Source organism: uncultured Aquimarina sp., from assembly GCF_947500065.1.
In the GTDB taxonomy this organism is placed as follows: domain Bacteria; phylum Bacteroidota; class Bacteroidia; order Flavobacteriales; family Flavobacteriaceae; genus Aquimarina.
Genome location: NZ_CANMQT010000001.1, coordinates 339,229 through 360,242, shown reverse-complemented (window position 1 = coordinate 360,242; position 21,014 = coordinate 339,229). Strand labels below are relative to the sequence as shown.

18 protein-coding genes and 2 tRNA genes are annotated in these 21,014 nt (G+C 32.2%); 4 read left to right on the top strand and 16 right to left on the bottom strand.

The annotated features are described in order from the left end of the window. Positions 1-4 precede the first annotated feature (4 nt). From Q0975_RS01820 to Q0975_RS01765, 12 genes are all read right to left on the bottom strand, one after another. Positions 5-1,420, bottom strand: a complete 1,416-nt coding sequence (locus tag Q0975_RS01820; protein WP_299432218.1) for a GspE/PulE family protein — start codon at positions 1,418-1,420, stop codon at positions 5-7. Next, entirely contained in the window at positions 1,420-1,893 is a 474-nt protein-coding gene (locus tag Q0975_RS01815) for a hypothetical protein (protein ID WP_299432215.1), read from the bottom strand. The genes Q0975_RS01820 and Q0975_RS01815 overlap by 1 nt, the downstream gene beginning before the upstream one ends. 8 nt (positions 1,894-1,901) lie before the next feature. After that, positions 1,902-2,309 (bottom strand): prepilin-type N-terminal cleavage/methylation domain-containing protein, encoded by a 408-nt coding sequence (locus Q0975_RS01810; RefSeq protein WP_366887979.1) that lies wholly within the window; start codon positions 2,307-2,309, stop codon positions 1,902-1,904. Positions 2,310-2,635: 326 nt separating this feature from the next. Further along, entirely contained in the window at positions 2,636-3,268 is a 633-nt protein-coding gene (locus Q0975_RS01805) for a LysE family transporter (RefSeq protein WP_299432209.1), read from the bottom strand. 143 nt (positions 3,269-3,411) lie between these two features. Then, positions 3,412-3,858, bottom strand: a complete 447-nt coding sequence (locus Q0975_RS01800; RefSeq protein WP_299432206.1) for a hypothetical protein — start codon at positions 3,856-3,858, stop codon at positions 3,412-3,414. Positions 3,859-3,937: 79 nt separating this feature from the next. Continuing rightward, positions 3,938-5,212: a hypothetical protein gene (locus Q0975_RS01795; protein WP_299432203.1), complete on the bottom strand. Its 1,275-nt coding sequence runs from the start codon at positions 5,210-5,212 to the stop codon at positions 3,938-3,940. 472 nt (positions 5,213-5,684) lie between these two features. Continuing rightward, positions 5,685-6,125 carry a hypothetical protein gene (locus tag Q0975_RS01790; RefSeq protein WP_299432200.1) on the bottom strand — a complete coding sequence of 147 codons (441 nt, stop codon included), beginning with the start codon at positions 6,123-6,125 and terminating at the stop codon, positions 5,685-5,687. Positions 6,126-6,153: 28 nt separating this feature from the next. Further along, on the bottom strand, positions 6,154-7,410 hold the full coding sequence (locus Q0975_RS01785; protein ID WP_299432197.1) for a hypothetical protein: 1,257 nt from the start codon (positions 7,408-7,410) through the stop codon (positions 6,154-6,156). Positions 7,411-7,706: 296 nt separating this feature from the next. Further along, entirely contained in the window at positions 7,707-8,144 is a 438-nt protein-coding gene (locus Q0975_RS01780) for a hypothetical protein (RefSeq protein ID WP_299432194.1), read from the bottom strand. 36 nt (positions 8,145-8,180) lie between these two features. Continuing rightward, positions 8,181-9,449 carry a hypothetical protein gene (locus Q0975_RS01775; protein ID WP_299432191.1) on the bottom strand — a complete coding sequence of 423 codons (1,269 nt, stop codon included), beginning with the start codon at positions 9,447-9,449 and terminating at the stop codon, positions 8,181-8,183. A gap of 399 nt (positions 9,450-9,848) precedes the next feature. Then, on the bottom strand, positions 9,849-12,479 hold the full coding sequence (locus Q0975_RS01770) for an AsmA family protein (RefSeq protein WP_299432188.1): 2,631 nt from the start codon (positions 12,477-12,479) through the stop codon (positions 9,849-9,851). An 80-nt stretch (positions 12,480-12,559) separates the two neighbouring features. Further along, complete coding sequence (locus tag Q0975_RS01765; protein ID WP_299432185.1) at positions 12,560-13,267, bottom strand: queuosine precursor transporter; 708 nt, start codon at positions 13,265-13,267, stop codon at positions 12,560-12,562. 110 nt (positions 13,268-13,377) lie between these two features. Between Q0975_RS01765 and folK the strand changes: the two genes are divergently transcribed. Continuing rightward, complete coding sequence (gene folK, locus Q0975_RS01760; protein WP_299432182.1) at positions 13,378-14,505, top strand: 2-amino-4-hydroxy-6-hydroxymethyldihydropteridine diphosphokinase; 1,128 nt, start codon at positions 13,378-13,380, stop codon at positions 14,503-14,505. Position 14,506: 1 nt separating this feature from the next. Here folK and Q0975_RS01755 read toward each other — a convergent pair whose 3' ends face one another. The 4 genes from Q0975_RS01755 to Q0975_RS01740 all read right to left on the bottom strand — a co-directional run bounded on the left by Q0975_RS01755 (position 14,507) and on the right by Q0975_RS01740 (position 17,507). Continuing rightward, positions 14,507-15,820 carry a dipeptidase gene (locus tag Q0975_RS01755; protein WP_299432179.1) on the bottom strand — a complete coding sequence of 438 codons (1,314 nt, stop codon included), beginning with the start codon at positions 15,818-15,820 and terminating at the stop codon, positions 14,507-14,509. A gap of 76 nt (positions 15,821-15,896) precedes the next feature. Continuing rightward, entirely contained in the window at positions 15,897-16,451 is a 555-nt protein-coding gene (locus tag Q0975_RS01750; protein WP_299432176.1) for a hypothetical protein, read from the bottom strand. A gap of 91 nt (positions 16,452-16,542) precedes the next feature. Continuing rightward, a complete protein-coding gene (locus Q0975_RS01745) occupies positions 16,543-17,076 on the bottom strand; it encodes an RNA methyltransferase (RefSeq protein ID WP_299432173.1) in 534 nt (177 codons plus the stop codon). A gap of 62 nt (positions 17,077-17,138) precedes the next feature. Then, complete coding sequence (locus Q0975_RS01740) at positions 17,139-17,507, bottom strand: four helix bundle protein (protein ID WP_299432170.1); 369 nt, start codon at positions 17,505-17,507, stop codon at positions 17,139-17,141. Between the two features lie 282 nt (positions 17,508-17,789). Here Q0975_RS01740 and mutS point away from each other — a divergent pair, with 282 nt between their 5' ends. The 3 genes from mutS (at position 17,790) to Q0975_RS01725 (ending at position 20,650) form a co-directional block, all read left to right on the top strand. Then, positions 17,790-20,381 carry a DNA mismatch repair protein MutS gene (gene mutS, locus Q0975_RS01735; protein WP_299434213.1) on the top strand — a complete coding sequence of 864 codons (2,592 nt, stop codon included), beginning with the start codon at positions 17,790-17,792 and terminating at the stop codon, positions 20,379-20,381. A gap of 96 nt (positions 20,382-20,477) precedes the next feature. Continuing rightward, a tRNA-Gly gene (locus tag Q0975_RS01730) sits at positions 20,478-20,549 on the top strand. A 17-nt stretch (positions 20,550-20,566) separates the two neighbouring features. Further along, positions 20,567-20,650, top strand: a tRNA-Leu gene (locus Q0975_RS01725). Positions 20,651-21,014 lie beyond the last annotated feature (364 nt).

The window sequence follows — 21,014 nt, the reverse complement described above, 5'->3', positions numbered from 1 at the left end:
GGTGTTAGTTGTTTGCTAATAACGCATATACTTCTTCTACAGAAGTTACACCTTCCCTTACTAGGCGCATAGCATTTGTTTGTAGCGTATCAATATTTTGGGCGGCAATATAGTCATCAATTTGTAACTCGTTATGACGTATTGCGGTTTCTAATTCTTTTGTAATAGGTAATAATTCATAAATCGCTTTTCTGCCATAATATCCTGTTTGATAACAGTGATTACATCCAGTCGCTATGTAATGTTTTTTGATGTCTTCAGGAATGTCAAATCCTAAAGGAAAATCTTTTGTTTCTGATTCTTTTTCTTTTTTGCAGTGTACACATAGTTTTCGAACTAGTCGCTGAGCGATACTCATAGTTAATGTGCTTGCTAATAAAAATGAAGGTACTTTCATATCAATAAGCCTAGAGATAGTAGCCCAAGACGAGTTGGTGTGTATTGTGGATAAAACTAGGTGTCCTGTTAAAGCGGCTTTAATAGCCATATTAGCAGTTTTGTCATCTCTAATCTCACCAACCATAATAATATCTGGATCCTGACGTAAAAAGGCACGAAGCGCAGCAGGAAAATCAAATTCAATATCTTCTCTAAGTTGGACCTGATTTACACCTTCTAATGTATATTCTATTGGATCTTCTATAGTCAGTATATTAGATACTTCTTTATTAAGTTCTTTTAGTGTAGCATAAAGCGTCGTAGTTTTTCCGGAACCAGTAGGTCCTGATATAAGGATAATCCCTTGTGGTTTTTTAGTGGCTTCTCTATATAATTCTAATTCTTTAGTAGTGAATCCTAAATCATTAAGTTGTACGTCTTGTGTGTCTCTGCTTAATAATCTTAACACAATTTTTTCTCCATAAAGAGTAGGCATTGTAGAGACCCTTATATCAAACTCTTCAGAACCATTCTTAAAAGTGATACGCCCATCCTGCGCTAATCTTTTTTGTGAAATATCTAAACCTGATTGAATCTTAATTTGATTAATCAGTTGAGGATATTCTTTATTGCTAATCGTATATTGTTCTTTTAGTTTTCCATCAAGCCTCAATCGCACTCTACAGAACTTTTCATAAGGTTCCATATGAATATCACTACTACCGAAATCCTTTGCTGTGGAGATTAATTTTTGTAAAAAGTTGTCTTCGTAATGTAGTTTCTGATTGGCAGTAGATGTTGTTTTTCTATAGTTTAATGTAAGATATGATTGTAAATTCTCCTGTGTTTCTGAAATAAGTAACACTTCTTGATTCAGGATTATAGAAAGTTCTTTTTGAAGCGCATCCAGATTTTCTGAATCTGTTTTAAAACTTATTGTTTCATTATCCTTAGAAAACGGAATAATTCTATAATGAAAAGCCTGATTAGGAGTAATCAATTGTTTAATATGAACTGGTATTTCGAAAGAATCTATTCTCATTATATTACATACAGGTTAATTGCATCTGTAATCCAGTTGCTACTAAAAATCAAAATTAAAAATAGTGACATATAGCCTGCCAAAGGAATCGTGTTATGTTTGGAATTATTTTTAATAATTAGCCATATTCCTAATGAAAAGAGCAATGAGAAAACAAAAAGAATAATAAATGTTGCTGTGGGGAACGCTACAGCAAATGCTAAAAAAAATAAGGCATCTCCTATGCCAAATACTTCTTTAAAAAAAGGGCGTTTTATCCTTATTTTAGCATAAAGATAAAGTATAGAGATTATTGAAAATATTAGTCCTAGGTTTATCACAATAGCATTTTTGAAATGAATTGGAACTACATTGTTATAATGCAGAAATCCCAATATTATAAAAAGGCTTGGAAGCAAAAACCAATAAACCTCCCTATTATTAAGGTCTTGCCAGGCAATATATCCGAGATTAAAAATTACAAGTCCTTTCAAAATCAACATCAATCTTTAGTAATTTGTTTAGGGCTTCCGTTTTCGTCAATTTCCCATATATTAAAAACCCCATCACCGTCAAAATCTACCACGGCTGTTGCTCTTGCTTTAAAATTTGAAGTGGAAGCTTCAAGAATATCATAACTATAGTTAGCAGTACCACCATTTTTTACTGTAGTTGGAGATTCATAGTTAATTTCATTAAAATCCATTGAATACTTAGAATTAAGGTATCTATATTGGGTTTGCATATTACTAATAGTCTTTAACTGTATTTTTGCTTCTTGCGCTTTTGTCTGCGCAATAAGAGGCAAAAAATTAGGTAATGCTATTAATAATAAGATCCCTATAATTGCTAAAACTAAAAGCATTTCCTGAAGGTTAAAAGCTTTTAGTTTATATGTTTTGTATTTCATAATCATTGATTATCAGATTTTAAACGGATAATTTGCAAAAATATACTTTTTTTGATTTATCTGAGCCTCTGATTTTTTATTAACAATAATATTTAATCGAAACTCATGTAATAGTGTCGAAAAGAGGTTTAATGTTACCCCGCTAAATCATAAATGTTATTTTTTTTTTAAACTAACGAGTTTTAGTTGAGTGTAAATGTTTGATAAACAGGGTTTAGAGCGTTTTTATTTAAAAAGAATGTGAGTTGTAATCAATACATTATGAGTTAAACATAGTAAGTATAGGATGCTTATCTTATACTAGGTTTAAGTTTGGTTGATAGTTGTTATGCTACTAAGAATTTTACTCCTTGAACAAAAGAAAGGGCTATTAATGCAATACCAATAATCTTAAATAATTTAGTTTTAGAGTCATTGGATTTTTGTGCCATTCTGTTTCCCCATTTACTATACAAATATAATGTGCCTATTTTGCCTAAATATATTCCAGAAAAGAATAGGAATAATGCAATTAATGGTGAGTAGAGTGTAAGTTCAAAAAGATGTTTGTTTGTTAGTGATATGGCTACTATCCAATAGATAATAACAGGGGGATTCAAAAAAGCTAAGGAAAAACCAGTTAAGAATTTAGATCTACTTAATTTAGTTGAGGATATTTTTTTACTGTTTTCGGTTTTACTTTTACGTACTAAGAAATAAACTCCTATCATTAAAAATAAAGCTATAATCACTATCTGAATCCATCGGTTGTTTTCGAAAAACCCTGTTAGTTCCATACTACAGTGTAGGGCAAAAAAAGCTAATAGTACTTCGCCAATGCCTGCTGCCAATGCAATACGAAAAGCCTTTTTAGTGTCTTCTTTAATTGTTGTATTGATAACCGCAATGTTAACCGCTCCAAGAGGTAAAGCACCAGCTACTGAAGTTAAGATTCCAAGAATAAGATAGAATGTAATCATGTTTGGTTAGTAGTAGTTTTGAAAATATCCTTACATCTACTCTGTTAGATTTTTGCGTGAGTATAGAAAAGAAACAATGACATAGTATCATCATTTCTTTTTCAATAATCATATGCTAATATCTTTTAGATTACAAATTTGACTTAAAAAGTTCTGTTAACTCCTATGCGCATTTTTTTAATTATTTCTTCGTAGTAAAGGATTGTTAATATGATTTTTTCTGTATCAGCGTATGGAACAAGTTCTTCAATAGAATTTTGAGCAACATTTATAGCTTCTTCAGTAGTTTCTACGCTTTTCTTAAGTGATTTTATATGACCAGAGTCCTCCTTAATTCCTAAGTCGCCTAATCGAACTCCAGGTTCATTGGTAAGAGATAAAAAAGGAAGAACAGTAACGATTTCTTTTATTCGATCTTGATAAAGTTTGATAAGTTGTCCTTTTTTTAAATTTTCTAGATCGCTTATCGTATGAAATTTGGTGATTTGATCTTTTTTAAGAAAAAATACGGCTTCATCTCTTTGCTGCCCGTGAATATATTGCAGGGATAGAAAAAAGATGAAGCCTATTAATAGTTTTGATTTAAGCATAATTTATAGTGCCGTGTTAAATTCATTTATTGGATTTGGGGGAATCCAGGACAAAAAAAGTATTGTTTATAAGAAATGTTTATTGCATTACCATATAATTATTCATAGCCTTTTTAAGCTGAAATTTTGGTGCTGATTTACTTTTAGGATCTTCAAAAAGTTTGTCAACACTCACAAAATCTTTAGTGAATCTATTATATTTTAGAACGTTTAAAACTCCATTGCTAGGTTTGTAGCTTACCTCTATGCCTTCTCCATGAATATTAAAAAAGCTGTTATCCATTTTAAAAGCTCTTTCAAGAACGGATAAAGAGGTATAAGATTCGTCGAATTTCGCAACATTTAAAAACCCAGAAATCTTAGAATTATGAAGATATACCAGAGCAGAGTTTGTAGCCGAAATAGCAGATGAGGTATGTATGTAATTAGAATTATCAGAAAGATTTACAAAAGTCGAATTAGTAATGGTAACATCTGTGATAGCATCAGGTTTTAAATATCCTTGTTCTTTATTGTACCCATCAATTTCTATGGAGTACGATCCTTTAGGACTATTAATATATGGATGACGTATCGCCATTAAATAATCAAGGTCTCCTTTAAAACCTTGAGAGATTTGGAAATCATCATCTTCTGCTTTATATGAAAGCATATGTCTAAGATTATTATTACCTCCAGTCAAGTTAAATGAATCTTGGCCAGAATAACTTACCATTACGTGGTCTATTATTGAACCTGCTCCGATTCCAAATAGGGATAAACCATTAATGTTTTCCGATCCCTTTGATTTATTACCAGAGAATTCTATTCTTACATACCTTAAAATAGCAGTTTGTTCATCTTGATTGTTTCCGCCATATACAGCGTATTGCGGATTAAAATTTCCTTTAATAACGCCATTGCCAGATACTGAGTTAACTTTACCGGAACCAGCTATTATAATTCCACCCCAATCTCCACTTGCTCTTGATTTAGAAGCTTTGTTAGAAGTGAAAACAATTGGATAAGCTTCCGATCCAACAGCTATAAGTTTAGAACCTTTAGTTATAATAAGATTTGCGGGATTTTCATGATCGCCTCTTATTAGTGTTCCTTCTTCAATTGTTAGTGTTACATTTCCAGTTACGTATACGTCACCTGATAATAGATAGACTGTATCGTTACTTAGATAGGTGTCCTCAGCAATAATATTTGAAATTTTTTCTTCGGCTTCAGGATAATTTGTAGAGTTTGGTGTGAAATTGGTCCAACCTTTTGTCCATTTATTATCATTTGTATTAAAATCCTGTGCATGGGCATTGGAAAGAATAATACATGATAAAATAGACATAATTAAGGCGCATCTTAGTTTCATAAAAGTGTTATTTTGGGGTTATAAAATTAGAAGAAAATTCTTTCTTCTACTTCAGGGACACTAAGTTACTATACTTTTTGAAGAGTTGGTTACGTGTTTTCCGTAAAATATGTACGTTCGTCGTTTTTATTGGTGTAATTATGAAAACTTTAAGAGTATAATTCCTACTTATCAAGTGTTTACACTATTGATTTTCAGTATTTTATAAATTGTTTATTCATTTTGCATAAATGATAAACAAAGTATTTTAATTATGCTTTATTTTTTTTAATGAAATTTCGTTTTATTCTTATATATCTGTAAAACAGTAACTTGAAAAATGGTTGAATTGTTTTCAATTTATCCGAAATTTAGGTTTTGGAAAGATTGTTGCCAGATTTAAAAACCAAATTAAGCCAAAGAGAAGTTATTGTTAACGTTGTTTTTGTGTCTTTTGTCGATGTTTTTGTGGTTTGCTGATGTGTCCTATGTTTTATATGTTTCCATCCTTACCTAATCGCATTTTCTTGATCATTTCTTCAAAATATAAAATTGCCCAGATAATTTTATCCGTATCAGAATAAGGAACCAATTCTTTTATTGTATTTGTAGTATAAACAAACGCTCTGTCTGCTATCTCATTGTTTTTTTCTACAATTTTGATGTTGTCAGAATCTTCTTTAATTCCGATATCACCAAGGCTAGTTCCAGGTTTGTTGGATAAGGATAAGTACGGCAGAACTACAAAAATCTCTCTTGTACGTTCCAAGTATAAATCGATTAAAGCTCCTTTATTAAGGTCTTGTAGTTCATCTATGGTATGAAATCTGTTAATTAACTTATTGCTGTCAAAGAGAATTCCTTTCTTTTTATTTTGAGCCGATAGAGGGCTTATAGTTAGGACTAGTAATACTATAGTAATTGCTTTTTTCATGGTTTTGGTTATTTTGTTATAGGATTGTTTATTGAACTACCATATAATTGTTTAAAGAGTTTTTTAGTGTGAAATCGGGATTTGCACTATCTAATGGTGCGCTAAAAATCTCTTCTGGTTGCTGAAATGTTTTAGTGAATCGGTTATATTTTAATAGATTAAAGGTGTCATCTTTGATATTGTTTTGAGTAACAACACCTTCATTATGGACATTAAAAAAACTATTGTCTAACTTAAATGCAGTTTCAATCATTCTTAAAGTTGAAAATGTTTTATCTAATTTAACTACATCAGAGAAACCGGATATATTGGAATTATTTAGATATAGTTCACCTAGATTGTTTATTGATATTGCAGCTCTAGAATGGTTATAGTTACTTTCGTCGACTAGCGTTATCAATGTAGCGCCAGTGATATCAATACTGGATAGTATTTTAGATTTTCCAAAACCTAGATTCTTGTTGTAACCATCCACTTCAATTGCATATGATCCATTGTCACTTGTGATATAAGGGTGTTTAATAGCAAGGATATTGATAAGTTCTCCTCTATATCCCTGAGTGAAATCGAAATCATCATCATTAGCTTTATAAGAGATTAGATTTTTGGAAGTTGAGGCTCCTCCATGCCATTCAAAAGAATCATCTGCAGAATAGCTAATCATTATGTTTTCTACTATAGAGGTGTTTCCTAATGCATATAATGAAAGACCATTTGTTGATTTTCCGGCATATTCAATTCTTACGTATCTTAATACGGTTGTTTCTTCATTGATGTCATTTCCGCCAAATATCGTATATAAAGGATTAAATTTCCCTTTTATAATTCCTTCTCCTTCGATGGTATTTGCTTTGCCAGAACCTATAATGGTAATTCCTCCCCAGTCACCACTTTTTCTAGAATTCCTAGACTTGTTTGAAGTAAACACTATAGGTGATGCTTTAGTGCCATCAGCGATAAGCTTGGCTCCTTTGGTAACAACAAGGTTTGTGGGTTTTTCTGTGTCCGCTTTGATTAATGTGCCTTCTTGGATAGTTAATGTAGCATTGTTGGTTACATAAATGTCTCCTGACATAAAATAGACAATATCATTGCGTAGAAAAGTATCTTTATTTATGATGTTTGGTAATTGTTCATCATATCTAGGGTAGGTTGTGTTATTTGGAGCAAAACTAGTCCAATCTTTCATCCATTTCATGTTATTAGGATTGAAATCAGCTTGAGATAATCCAGTAATTGAAATTGTAATAAATAAAAATAAACTTAATAATTCTTTGGTGCTCATAACTCTTTTCTTTTACGTCCTACTTTCATTAAACCTTTATGGGTGATCCATCTGTAAAAATGAAGATCTATTTATTGTTATTACCATTTAGTACGATTATGTGGGGTGAAGATTACATGAAAATGAATTATTAACATTTTTTTCTGATAGTAGAAGGGCAGGTGTTCTAAGGTGATTACTCTCTTTTTGTTCATTAGTGGAATTGTCTAAGAAGGTTAAAAGAGTTTAACAGCTCAGCGTAAAACAAAAAAAAACAGCCTAACAGGCTGTTCTTATATATATGTGAATTTCTTTTTTTAGAAATTTCCGTTTACTCCTATTCGGATTTTTTTAATCATTTCTTCATAATAAAGAATAGACCAAATTATTTTTTCTGTATCAGCATAAGGTACAAACTCTGTTATTAAGTTGCTGGTACTTTCAAAGGCATCAGTGGTTGTTTCATGATGTTTTTTTAAGAGTTTTAGATTGTCCGAGTTTTCTTTGATTCCAATGTCAGAGAGACTTACGTCAGATTCATTGGTTAATGCAATGTATGGTAATACGGTAATGATTTCGTTGGCACGCTCAATATATAATTTAACAAGTTCTCCTTTTTTTAAATCTTCTAATTCATCAATAGTATGAAACTTGGTGACCAAAGTGCTTTGATCAAAAAAGATGTTTTTTTTGGTTTGAGCAAAGCTGATAAATGATAAGAATAAAGAGAACAATAATAGGGTGATCGATTTCATTGTAAGAGTATTAGTTAATTTAAGTAAATTTTAATTTCATTGCATTACTGTGTAGCTATCACGAGATTGCTTTAAGGTAAATTTTGGGTTTTTAGAATCTAAAGGTTTTTCAAAAAAGTCACTGACGTTTCTAAATTGTGTTGTGAACATGTTGTATTTAAGTAGTTTTTGCACTTCAGATTTTGCTTCTAGAGGGACTAATACGTTAGTGTCATGAACATTGAAAATACTATTTTCTAAAGAAAAAGATCTTTCTAAATCGGCATACGATGTATACGATTTATCAAATTTAACAACGTTAGCATAACCCGATATTCTGGAATTTGTAACGTTTAATCGGGCTAGGTTTTTAGAAGAAATAGCAGCTGCAGTGTGCTGATAATTACCGCTGTCAGATAAATTGATTAAGGTTGCGTCCTTTATTCTTACAGATGATAATGTTTTGTTGGTGAAACCTAGTTTCTTGTCATAACCATCTATTTCGATGGAGTAAGAACCGCTAGCATCAGATATGTAAGGATGCCTTACAGCAACAATGTTATATAATTCTCCTCTGTATCCTAGAGTGAAGTCAAAATCATCATCCTTGGCTTTGTAAGAAATTAGATTATTCATATTGACAGCACCTCCAAAAAATTCAAAAGAATCATCCGCAGAATGACTTATCATAATATTATTAAGGATAGAGTTTTTTCCTATAGCGTATAGGGATAATCCATTTAGTTCTTTTGATTGATTAATTTTTTTTCCTGCATATTCAATTCTAACGTACGTCATAATCGCAGTCATTTCATTATCATCTTTTCCACCATAAAGAGAGTATTGAGGCATAAAATCGCCTTCTATAATACCTGATTCTGAAGGAGAGTTAATCGTTCCAGATCCAGCAATTATAATTCCACCCCAATCACCACTTTTTCTTGCTTTTGGTGATTTATTAGAGGTAAATACTATAGGTTGTCCACTTAGACCTCTAGCAATTAGCTTAGATCCTTTACTTATTATTAGGCTTGTAGCAGTTTCTGTATCACATCTAATGACAGTTCCTTCCTGAATCGTAAGTGTAGCTCCATTGGTTACATATACATTTCCGGATAAGAAGTATGTCATATCATTTGTTAAATAGGAATCTTGATCTATAATTGTTGGTATGTCTTCGTCCGCAGAGGAGTAAGTTTCGTGATTAGGATCAAAATTGGTCCATCCTTTCATCCATTTCATAGGATTATCGTTAATTGTATTTTGAGATAACAATATGGAAGGGAGAAATATAAGAAAAGCAAGGGGAAAAATAGCTAGTTTCATAACTGATATGTTGGGGTTTTGTATTTAGAAGTAAAATTATAACTATAAAAATCACAGTTAAAAGATCTTACTTTACTAAATAGTTAATCCAGTTTTAATAAATTTATTGTGTTAATGTTGTTATTTCTTTGACAAAATAATTTTCAAAAATATAGGGTGTTGTTTGTGAAGTGCTAATATTATGAGTTTAAAAGGTTTATATTGATTGTTATATCCAATTAAAATCCAATGCTTTTTAGTAGTTTTTCCCAGCACTAATGTAGTGAGAAATTAACATAAAAAAAACTAAATATTGTTGTAGCTTACCTATAAGAGAGATTTTTATGTAAAATGAAGAATTAGCTCGTTTTGGTTAACAAAGTGACAAAATTCTTTAACGAGTTGATATTAATAATAGATTTAGTTCTTATTCTTTGTAGTATCTTTTTTCTTTTTTTTGCCTAAAAAACCTCCTAAAATATCCTTTGCAGCATCTTTTAGTTTATCTTCTGGTTTATCAGTAGTAGTTTTAGTAGAATCTTTTTCTTTGTTGGAACCACCTAATAAATCGGTAAGTACTTTTGTCCCTTCATCAACTATTTTTCCAGTAGCCTTTTCTTTTTGTTTGTCTACGATCTGTTGTGTGAGTTGTTGGACAGCTTTACCAGTGTTAAGATTTATTTTAGGATTAGAAAAGTTTCCAGATATGCCAATTGGAAGTGCCACTTTCATATCATTAGTTTCCTGGTCGCTTAATTGAGAAATTAATCCACCGACTTCATTTCCTAAATATTTGGCAGGCACATCTAATGATACATTATAATCCATATTCATGTCAAAACTGTGACTTCCTCCAGCAGTTATTTTAATTCCTTCAACATCAAAAACAAACGGTTTTACATTGATTTTTCCGTCATCAAAACTTAGTGAGGTTTTGACGTCTTTCAAATTAAGTTTGTCTAGATCTAAAAAACCTAACTGTCCATCTAATTTAGATAATAAGGGTGTCTGAGATGTACTTACTTTAGCGTCCAGTATTTCTGCTAAAGCGTTACCTTTTACAGAATTCAGTACCGGTGTTAGATCACTATTTAGATTGCCATTAAGGTTGATTTGCGTATTTAAAGCACCTGTTAATGCTTTGGCAATAGGAGCTAAGCTTTGTAGTAGTTCTAGACTAGAAAAAGACTTAGCAATATCAATCTTGCTTAAATCTAAATTCATCCCAAAATTAGGGGTATCTGTTTTTGTAGATACCTTACCATTAAATGCCAGTCCTCCATCAAATAGATTTGATGTTACGTTTTGTAAATACGCGGTTTCGTCATTTATTTTTACACTTCCTTTTGTGTTTCGTAATTCCAGGTTATCATAAATTACTTTTTTTGCATCAAAATTTAATGTTGCATCGATAAAAGATGGGATTTGAAGGGCCTCCTCTGTGGTATTATCATTAGTCTGTTCTTCGGTTGTTTCGCTTGCTGCTACCATAAAATCATTTACAGCAAAAACTTCTGAGGTTACGTCAAAATTCCCTTTAAGATCTTGTTTCGAAAATAAAAATCCCATTAAATTATTGATAGTACCTTGAGCCGTAAGATCTGATTTTCCAGTAATAACCTCCATCTTGTCTAATGTGATCGTTTCTGGTTTAAAGCTTACATTGGCTTTTTCAATTTTTATCTCATTAGGTAATTCAGCAGAAGAGTAGGTAAATTTATCTAAGCTAATAATACCAGCGCTTTTTACATTTTGATATTGTTCTTTTTCTAAAGATTGCATATCAAAATTGGTATTTACATTTGCTTTAAGAATTCCATTGAGTTGTTGTTCTAACTCCATAGGATATGCCTTGTTTAAATTAGCAAGATTCAATGTTCCATTAACGGCCATGTCCACGACCATGTTTGTTGTGATATTGCGCAAACTGCCTTTAGCAGCAAAAATATCTTGATCGATTCTAAAAGTAAGGTTTCCGATATTTACATAAATGTCATCTGCTAAGCCTGTATCATTTTTGATTTGAGTGTCTATGGTAATGTTTTGAACACTCTTTGGGAGATCTGGGTATTTAAACGAAGCATTATTCGAGGCGATCTTAATGTCCATTTTTGGAATGTGCGCATCATCTACTTTTCCTTTGATGATTCCATTTACAGAGAAGTCTCCAGTGGTTTGTACACCGTCCAGATTTTTGGCATATACTTCAGGAATAACGGCTAGGAAATTTTTAAAATCAGATGAGGGAGTTTTAAAACTAAGATCTACGTCAGTATATTTTTCAGCTAACTGCACAAATCCTTCAAATTCAAGAGGTAACTGATTTACAAAAGCTTTATTTTCTTTAAAAGCATATCGCTGATTTTCTAGGTCTAATTCTAATTCCGCGTCAAGTTTTAAGGCATTTTTGTTTAGATACTTAGTGTTGTCTAAGCTAAAAGAAACTTCAGAACTGGATTGAGTATCAAGTAGTATGTTCTCTCCAGATAAAGATCCATCACCGCTATGATTTACATTGGTCATAAGTAAAGCAATTTTACTTACGTCATCTTGGTATAGAAGTTTGCTGTTGTTTATCTCATAATGATCTAATTCGAAGGTAAAAGAACCGCCTTTGTCTTCAGGAGTTACTTCGGTTTCTTCTGATGCTTTAGCAATGTCAAAATTCGAATTTCCTAACGAGTCTGTTTTAATCGCAATGTTTGCTTCGTCAATTATAAATTTTTGAACACTGATAGGTTCCGTAGCGTCTTTGAATAATTCGTTTATAGACATGTCTAGTGATATCTTTTTGGCATAAGCCAATGTATCACCTTCAAAAGGAGCAAAATTAATGATAGAAAGCTCGTCAATAATAACAGAAGCTTGCGGAAAACTTCTAATCAAGCTAATATCTACATCAGCAAAATCAACTTTAGCATTTACATGCTCATTCGCCAAATAACGGATTTTATCTTTGATCGTTCCTTCAAAAAGAAAAGGAATAGAAATAATCCCTATAATTACTATAAGAATAAGGATGCTGACGATTTTGAGGACTTTCTTGACCATTATGATTGCTTTTTATGTAAAGTAACGATTTACAAAGGTACAATGTTGCGATTCTAGAGTTAACTATTTGTTAGATTTTTTTAAATTTCAAGAGCTAACTCACCTCCTTGTTTTAGATTGAACCTTTTTCTTAAGGTATAAACTGCTAAATAGAGAAGGGGAGTGTCAAAAGCTGCAACCAATACTTTGAATAAAAACCCATTAAGTAATAGTATACCAAAACGATCCCAATCAATGACTCCAGTAGCACATAATAAGAGTAATACCGTAAATGTATCTATGAATTGAGAAGCAAAAGTAGAGAAGTTATTTCTGATCCATAGGTGTCTTCCTTTGGTTATCCTTTTCCAAAAATGAAAAATCTGAATGTCAATATACTGCGCAAAAAGATACGCCATCATGGAGGCAAAAACTGCTACTGCAGTAGCACCAAAAACTTTGGTAAAGGTGTCATCATTAATAGGAGACCAGCTAGTGGCAGGAACCTCTTTAGAAACATATATAATTATTAAAGAAAAGAAAGATGCGAAAATACCAGCAGTAACAATTTGATTAGCTTTTCTTTTTCCATAGATTTCACTAATGATATCTGTGATTAAAAAAGTAATGGGATATGGTAAAATCCCAACGGAAATTTCAAAAGTATATACTCCGAAAAAATCCCAATAAAAAAATTTCTGAAAAATAAGATTAGATGCTACTAATGAGGAAATAAATAAAGCCCCAAGTATCAAGTAAATCCTGTATGCTGCTATTTTGTCTTTAAGATTCAGGGGAGTTTTATTCAAAATATAATTAGTTCATAATACTTCGCACAAAAATAAGGTGAAGTGATTTTGTTTTCCTTAATTTGCTCATAAAAATACGGAGTTCTGATCAGAAAAATAAATTTCTACATTTGAAAACATCTAATCATATACATATTTCGTTAGGAAGTAATATAGGGAATCGTCTGGATTATCTTCAGCAGGCTGTGCATGCAATTTATAAAACTATTGGTGATGTAGTTGATTTTTCTGGTGTTTATCAAACGCCAGCTTGGGGATTTAGTAGTGATGATTTTTATAATGCGTGTATTCTTGTGAAGACTTTTTATTCCACTTCTGAAGTGTTGGATAGACTTTTGGAAATTGAAAATTCTTTAGGAAGAAGTAGAAAAGATGGGGAAGGATACGAAGCAAGAACGATCGATCTGGATGTTGTTTTTTCTTCTGAAGGAATCATCCAAACTGAAAAACTAACGGTGCCTCATCCGTCTATGCAAGATCGAAAATTTGTATTGAAACCGCTTGCAGAAATAGCAGGAGAATTAACGCACCCCGTATTAAGCCAAACTGTAAATCAGTTATTAGAGAAAACTACGGATACATCCGTGGTGACCAAACTGAATGAAGTGATGCTAAGCCCTAAGGCGAAATATTTCTTATCGACTTTTCAGTATCTTACTATCGAAGGTAATATTGGAGCTGGTAAAACAAGTCTGGCGAATCTGATAGCAGAAGAGTTTAATGCTAAGTTGGTGTTAGAGCGTTTTGCAGATAATCCTTTTTTACCAAAGTTCTATGAAGATATGGAGCGGTATGCTTTTCCGCTAGAAATGTCGTTTTTGGCAGATCGTTATCAGCGATTACAAGATGATATCGGACAATTAGATCTATTTAAAGATTTTGTGGTAAGTGATTATGATGTGTTTAAATCATTGATTTTTGCCCAAGTAACATTGCAAGAAGATGAATATAAACTGTACAAAAAGGTTTTTGATATTATGTACAGAGATTTGCCAAAACCAGGATTGTATGTTTATTTGTATCAAAACACAGAACGTTTGTTGGAAAATATAAAAAAACGAGGACGAGACTACGAACAGAAAATCCCTGCAGAGTACCTGGATAAAATTAATAAAGGATATCTGCAGTTTATAAAAGCACAATCACATTTTAATGTGAAAGTTATTGATATATCGGATTTAGATTTTGTAAAAAATCGTGAAGATTATATTGGAATTTTAAACCAATTAATCAAGTAATTTATCCTTTTTGAAGCTCACTGGCTACTTTTTGAACTTCATCCAAAACACGGAGTAAATTACCACTCCAGAGTTTTTCTATTTGTTCTTCAGTATATCCACGTTTTACTAATTCCAAGGTCACATTGAAGGTTTCTGAAGCATCACTCCATCCTTCGATTCCACCGCCACCATCAAAATCAGAGCTAATACCAACGTGTTCAATGCCAATTTTATCAACCATATAATCAATATGATTCACAAAGTCTACCACATCAACAGCAGGAGGTAAGTCGTTCATTTTTTTAACTTTTGCTCGTCTTATTGCAGCCATTTTCCCTAAAAAGTCATAGTAAGTTTCTTTTTCTTCAGAACTAAGTTTCATTACTTCTTCTCGCTCTAACCAGATAACTCCCATAGAATCTGCAATTTGTTTTCCGATTTCTACTTCTTTTACAACTCTCTTTTCGAATTTTTCTGTATTCAAATAGGAGGTAAAAGCAACTGTTTGTACAACACCTCCATTTTCTTTTAACCACTGCAATTGTTCATCATCTAGATTTCTACTATGATCACATAACGCTCTTGCAGAAGAGTGAGAAGCAATAATAGGCGCTTTAGAAAGCTCAATCATCTGACGCATTGATTCTTTTGATGGATGTGATACATCGATCATAATACCCCATTTATTCATTTCAGCCACAACTTCTTTTCCAAGATCACTTAATCCATTATGTAGCCATACATCATCAGCTTCACCAGTATTAGAATCACAGAGTTGGCTATGTCCGTTATGAGATAATGACATATATCTTCCTCCAAGGTCATAAAACTTTTTGATATTATTGATGTCGGTTCCTACTGGATAGCCGTTTTCAATACCAATCATAGCTACCTTTTTACCAGATTTATGAATTCTACGAACGTCTTCAGATGTCAATGCTAATTCAATTTGATTTGGAGCAATAGTATCTACTAATCTGTGAATTGCATCAAATTTAGACATAGCAATCTTGTGAGCTTTGTCAAAGCCTTCCGTGTTCAGTGAATCTTGCCCTGTATACACAATAAACCAGGCAACATCTAATCCACCTTTTTTCATTTTTGGTAAGGTGATCTGAGAGTTTAGATCCTGTGTGTAATTAATAGAATCTGTAAAGTTTTTAATATTAATATCGCAATGAGTATCTAAGGTAATGACGTTTTTATGTATTTCTTTCGCCCTTGTGATGAGTTGATCCTCTGTTATAGATTCTTCTTTTTGAGGTGCTTCTTTTTTTTGATTGCAACCTATTAAAGTTAAACAGATAACTAGTATTACGGAGATGTATTTCATTGTGAAAATAGTGATTGAGTTAGATGGCCTTAAACTTACAAAACAAAATCTGAATAGCCTATTTCTGATGTTCCCTTTATAGTTCTATGGTTGTTGAGATTTGTTTTTCAAACTTTAAATCGTTTGTAGTCTCAATGGACAAAGTAAACGTGTATTCTTGGTTTTCAAATTGAGATTTATCTAAAAAATCGTTTAAAAATTTTATAGATATGGTATCGTAAAAAATGTCAATGTTATCCGCTATTTCTGCAATCTCAACTAAATTAGAATTAGCAGCAATCGTATTGCCATCATATATAAACGCTTTATCTAGACTTATGATTAGGCTTTCTTCATTTAATCGATTTAAAAAGGTGTCGTTATCGCATGATGTCGCAAAGGCTGAAGTAATGAAGTTAAAACTAGTGTAGGTTGATGTTATGGTGGTATCACTGAATTCTGCATATAGAACAAACTCATCCGTTATTAAAGTTGCAGAATCTTGAGAAGATTGTGTGTTAAGTTCAAATAATGTTAAACTTCTAAAACTTCGGATTTGAAAAATTTGCTCTGGACAACAGCTATAACTTATTACTGATAGTAAAATAAAAGACGTGTATAACCTGATAAACGTTTTAAAATTCTTTTTCATAATGTTTCCCTTTTTATTAAAAGAGTAAGAATTATGAAAAAGGTTGCGCTGCTTATTCTTATTTAGTTTAAATAAATATGAAGTATCTGTTTTAAGTTGTGAGTTTGCAGAATAAATCCCAGACTACTACACCTGCACTAACAGAAATATTTAGTGAGTGTTTGCTGCCATATTGTGGTATTTCAATGACTTGATCACTTGCAGAGACCACTTCTTGTTGAACACCTTTTACTTCATTTCCAAAAATAACTGCATAGGTTTGATCAGATTCAGGGATGAACTCGTGTAGCATCGTAGCATTTTCAGCTTGTTCAATTGATACTATTTTTATGCTTTCTTCTTGAAGTGCGTTAATTAATTCTAATGTATTTTCGTGATACTCCCAATCTACTGTATCTGTTGCTCCAAGTGCCGTTTTCTGAATGTCCTTATGCGGTGGAGTGGCAGTGATACCGCAGAGATATATTTTTTCGATCAAAAAAGCATCGGCCGTTCTAAATACAGATCCAATATTGTTAAGACTTCTGATGTTGTCCAAAATGATAATCAGTGAAGTCTTTTTTGATTCTTTGAATTCAGCAACCGTTTTGCGATCAAGCTCGCTGTTTTTTAGTTTTCTGTTCATTTTTTTAAGTTTGCAGTATTCAGTTTATAGTTTGCAGTAACTATTTTGTGTTATAAATTAATCTATACTTTAACACCGAATTTTCCAGGGTTATTAATCATATAATTAATTAGATTGCCAACTTCTAAGCTTAAAGAAGTAAGTTGGTCAAAAGTTTTTTGATCTATATACTTACAAGCTAAAGAAAATTCAAGCCAAGTTTGAGTTTCCGCATTCTCAGAATCACTATCAGTAAGTTTACTTATAAAGTGTTTGGGGTATTTTCGTTTTCTGTAAGATTCAGAAATATTAGCAGTTACACTTCTAGAAGATCGCCTTATTTGATCAATAAGAGAGTATTTTTCTTCTTTAGGGAAGTTTTTGGTAATTTCAAATACTTTCATTGCTAAATCAAAAGATTTTTTATAGGCTAAAAGATTCTTAAAATCCATTCTTAGTTTAAAATTTTGTCAAAGGTATCACTTTCTCTTTAGTATGAAATATAATATCCGTGAAGCTATAAAGTCTGGGGTTGAATATTTACTTTTCCTGTTAAATTTTGTACTGCAAACTAATTACTTGCTACTGCAAACTGTTTAAAATATAATTGTGAATAAAAATGAATAACTCCTTTTGACTACGTTTCAAAAAAAAATGAAGAATACCTACTTTAGCCACATTAGAAAAATTATATCCTTTTGGCAGCAAAAAAAGAAAAAAAAGTAACTCCATTAATGAAGCAATATAATGCGATTAAGGCTAAATATCCTGATGCATTATTACTGTTTAGAGTAGGGGATTTTTATGAGACTTTTGGCGAGGACGCTATTAAAGCAGCAGCAATTCTTAATATTGTTCAGACCAAAAGAGGTAATGGAAGCGAAAATGAAACTGCTTTAGCAGGATTTCCACATCATTCTTTAAATACATATTTACCGAAATTAGTAAAGGCTGGAGAACGAGTTGCCATCTGTGATCAATTAGAAGATCCAAAACAGACTAAAACTATTGTTAAAAGAGGAGTAACAGAACTGGTGACTCCAGGAGTTGCTCTAAATGATGAGGTTTTACAAAGTAAGACTAATAATTTTCTATGTGCTTTGCATTATGGTAAAAAAGAATTAGGTGTTGCATTTTTGGATGTGTCCACCGGAGAATTCTTAACTGCACAAGGAGATGTGGCACAGATGGATAAGTTGCTACGTAATTTCAGTCCTAGTGAAGTTTTAATTCCTAAACCAAAGAAGCAAGCTTTTCAGAATGATTTTGGGAATGATTTTCATACTTTTTTCTTAGAAGATTGGGTCTTTAAAACAGATTATGCAAACGAGACGTTGAATACCCATTTTGAAACTACATCTCTAAAAGGATTTGGAGTTGATCATTTGCGGGAAGGTGTTATTGCTGCTGGAGTAATTCTTCATTATTTAGGAGAGACGCAGCATCATAAATTACAGCATATAACAGCGATACAACGGATTGCAGAGGATGAATATATATGGATGGATCGTTTTACAATTCGAAATCTGGAATTATATAATCCAAATGCCGCCAATGCAGTAACGCTAATAGATGTAATTGATAAAACGATTTCTCCGATGGGAGGTCGTACCTTAAAACGTTGGTTGGCATTACCACTTAAAAATATTACAAGTATCCAAAAACGCCATGAGGTAGTACAATATTTTTTGGATAATAGTGTATTACATCAGAAGATTCAACATCAAATCAAACAGATCGGAGACATTGAACGTTTGATTTCTAAAGTAGCTACAGGAAAAGTAAATCCCAGAGAGATTATTCAATTAAAAAATTCTCTGGAAGCGATAGTTCCTATAAAAGCACAAGCTGTTAATAGTGATAATGAAGCATTGAAAGTGATCGGAGATACGCTTCACGATTGCGAATTGTTACGCAGTAAAATTAAAGAGACGATTAAAGAAGAAGCTCCAGTAAATATTATAAAAGGAAATACCATAGCAGATGGGTATCTTGATGAGTTAGATGAGTTGCGTTCTATAGCTTTTTCGGGAAAAGATTATCTGGATAAAATGCTGCAACGCGAGACAGAAGCTACAGGTATTACTTCTTTAAAAATAGCTTCTAATAATGTTTTTGGATATTATATTGAGGTGAGAAATACCCACAAGGATAAAGTACCTGAAACCTGGATCCGTAAACAGACATTGGTAAATGCAGAAAGATATATTACCGAAGAATTAAAAGAGTATGAAGCCAAAATTCTTGGTGCCGAAGAAAAAATTCTATCATTAGAGCAACAATTGTTTAGTGATCTGATTGTTTGGATGAGTGAATATATCAAACCAGTACAACTAAACGCTGCTTTAATAGGCCAATTAGATTGTTTGTGTTCCTATGCCCAGTTAGCTAAAGAAAATAAATATACACGTCCTATTATTGACGATTCTCATCATTTAGAAATTAAAAATGGACGTCATCCTGTAATAGAAAAACAATTACCCCCTGGAGAATCATATATAGCGAATGATGTTTCTTTGAATAGAGAAGATCAACAAATGATTATGATTACAGGTCCTAATATGAGTGGTAAGTCTGCGATATTAAGACAAACGGCTTTAATTGTTTTATTAGCTCAAATGGGGAGCTTTGTTCCTGCAGATGAAGCTAAGATAGGAGCTGTAGATAAGATATTTACCAGAGTAGGAGCGAGTGATAATATCTCTATGGGAGAATCTACTTTTATGGTAGAAATGAATGAAACAGCAAACATTCTAAATAATATATCGGATAGAAGTCTGGTATTACTTGATGAAATAGGTCGTGGGACTAGCACTTATGATGGGATTTCTATTGCTTGGGCAATCAGTGAATTTCTTCATGAGCATCCTGCAAGGCCAAAAACATTATTTGCTACGCATTACCACGAGCTTAACGAAATGTGCGAGACTTTTGATCGAATTAAGAACTATAACGTAGCCGTAAAAGAGTTGAAAGATAATGTACTTTTTCTACGTAAACTAGTTCCTGGAGGAAGTGAGCATAGTTTTGGTATTCATGTGGCAAAGATGGCAGGAATGCCTCAGCAAGTGTTACATAGAGCTAATAAGATGCTTAAGAAATTAGAGAAATCCCATAGTAGTGAAGAATTAACAGATAAAATAAAGGGAATTCAAGAAGAAGATGAATTACAATTAAGTTTCTTTAATCTAGATGACCCATTATTGGAAGAAATTAAGGAAGAAATTGTAAATATTGACATAGATACACTTACTCCGGTGGAAGCTTTGATGAAATTAAATGAGATTAAACGTATGTTAACCAGGAAGAAAGCTTCTACAGTGTAAAGTTTTTTATTCTTTTTTTAGAAAAGACTTTGGTATTACTAGAAATGTTTTAAATTTGCATCCGCAATAACACATTGCGAAGTTCTTAAAATAACTGCGAAAGTAGCTCAGGGGTAGAGCATCACCTTGCCAAGGTGGGGGTCGCGAGTTCAAATCTCGTCTTTCGCTCTGAGAAAATATACCACGCTCGGGTGGTGGAATTGGTAGACACGTTGGACTTAAAATCCAATGTCCATTAGGACGTACGGGTTCAAGTCCCGTCCCGAGTACATAAGTAAACCCTTTGATTTTCAAAGGGTTTCTTTGTTTTTGGTCGTTTCTTGTCTTTAATTGAAACTGTTTAATTCACTACTGGTTTCAACATAGTTTCAACATTTTATCGTAATTATATCGTTATAAAGTGGTTTGTTTTGATTAGATCAGGTTGTAACACGCTAATAATGAAAATTCGGGACTATTTTCTTTTTTTACTATTCTCCAAAAGTCTGCTTAGTTTTCGTAGTCTGCATCATATCGAAAGAACCCTAAAAGTTATTTAAGAAATCCCATTGTTTGTTTTGCATATCAACGCTAAAGGATGATTATGTAATAATTATCTCACAATTGAAATATAAAATTGTGATTGTTATTTGT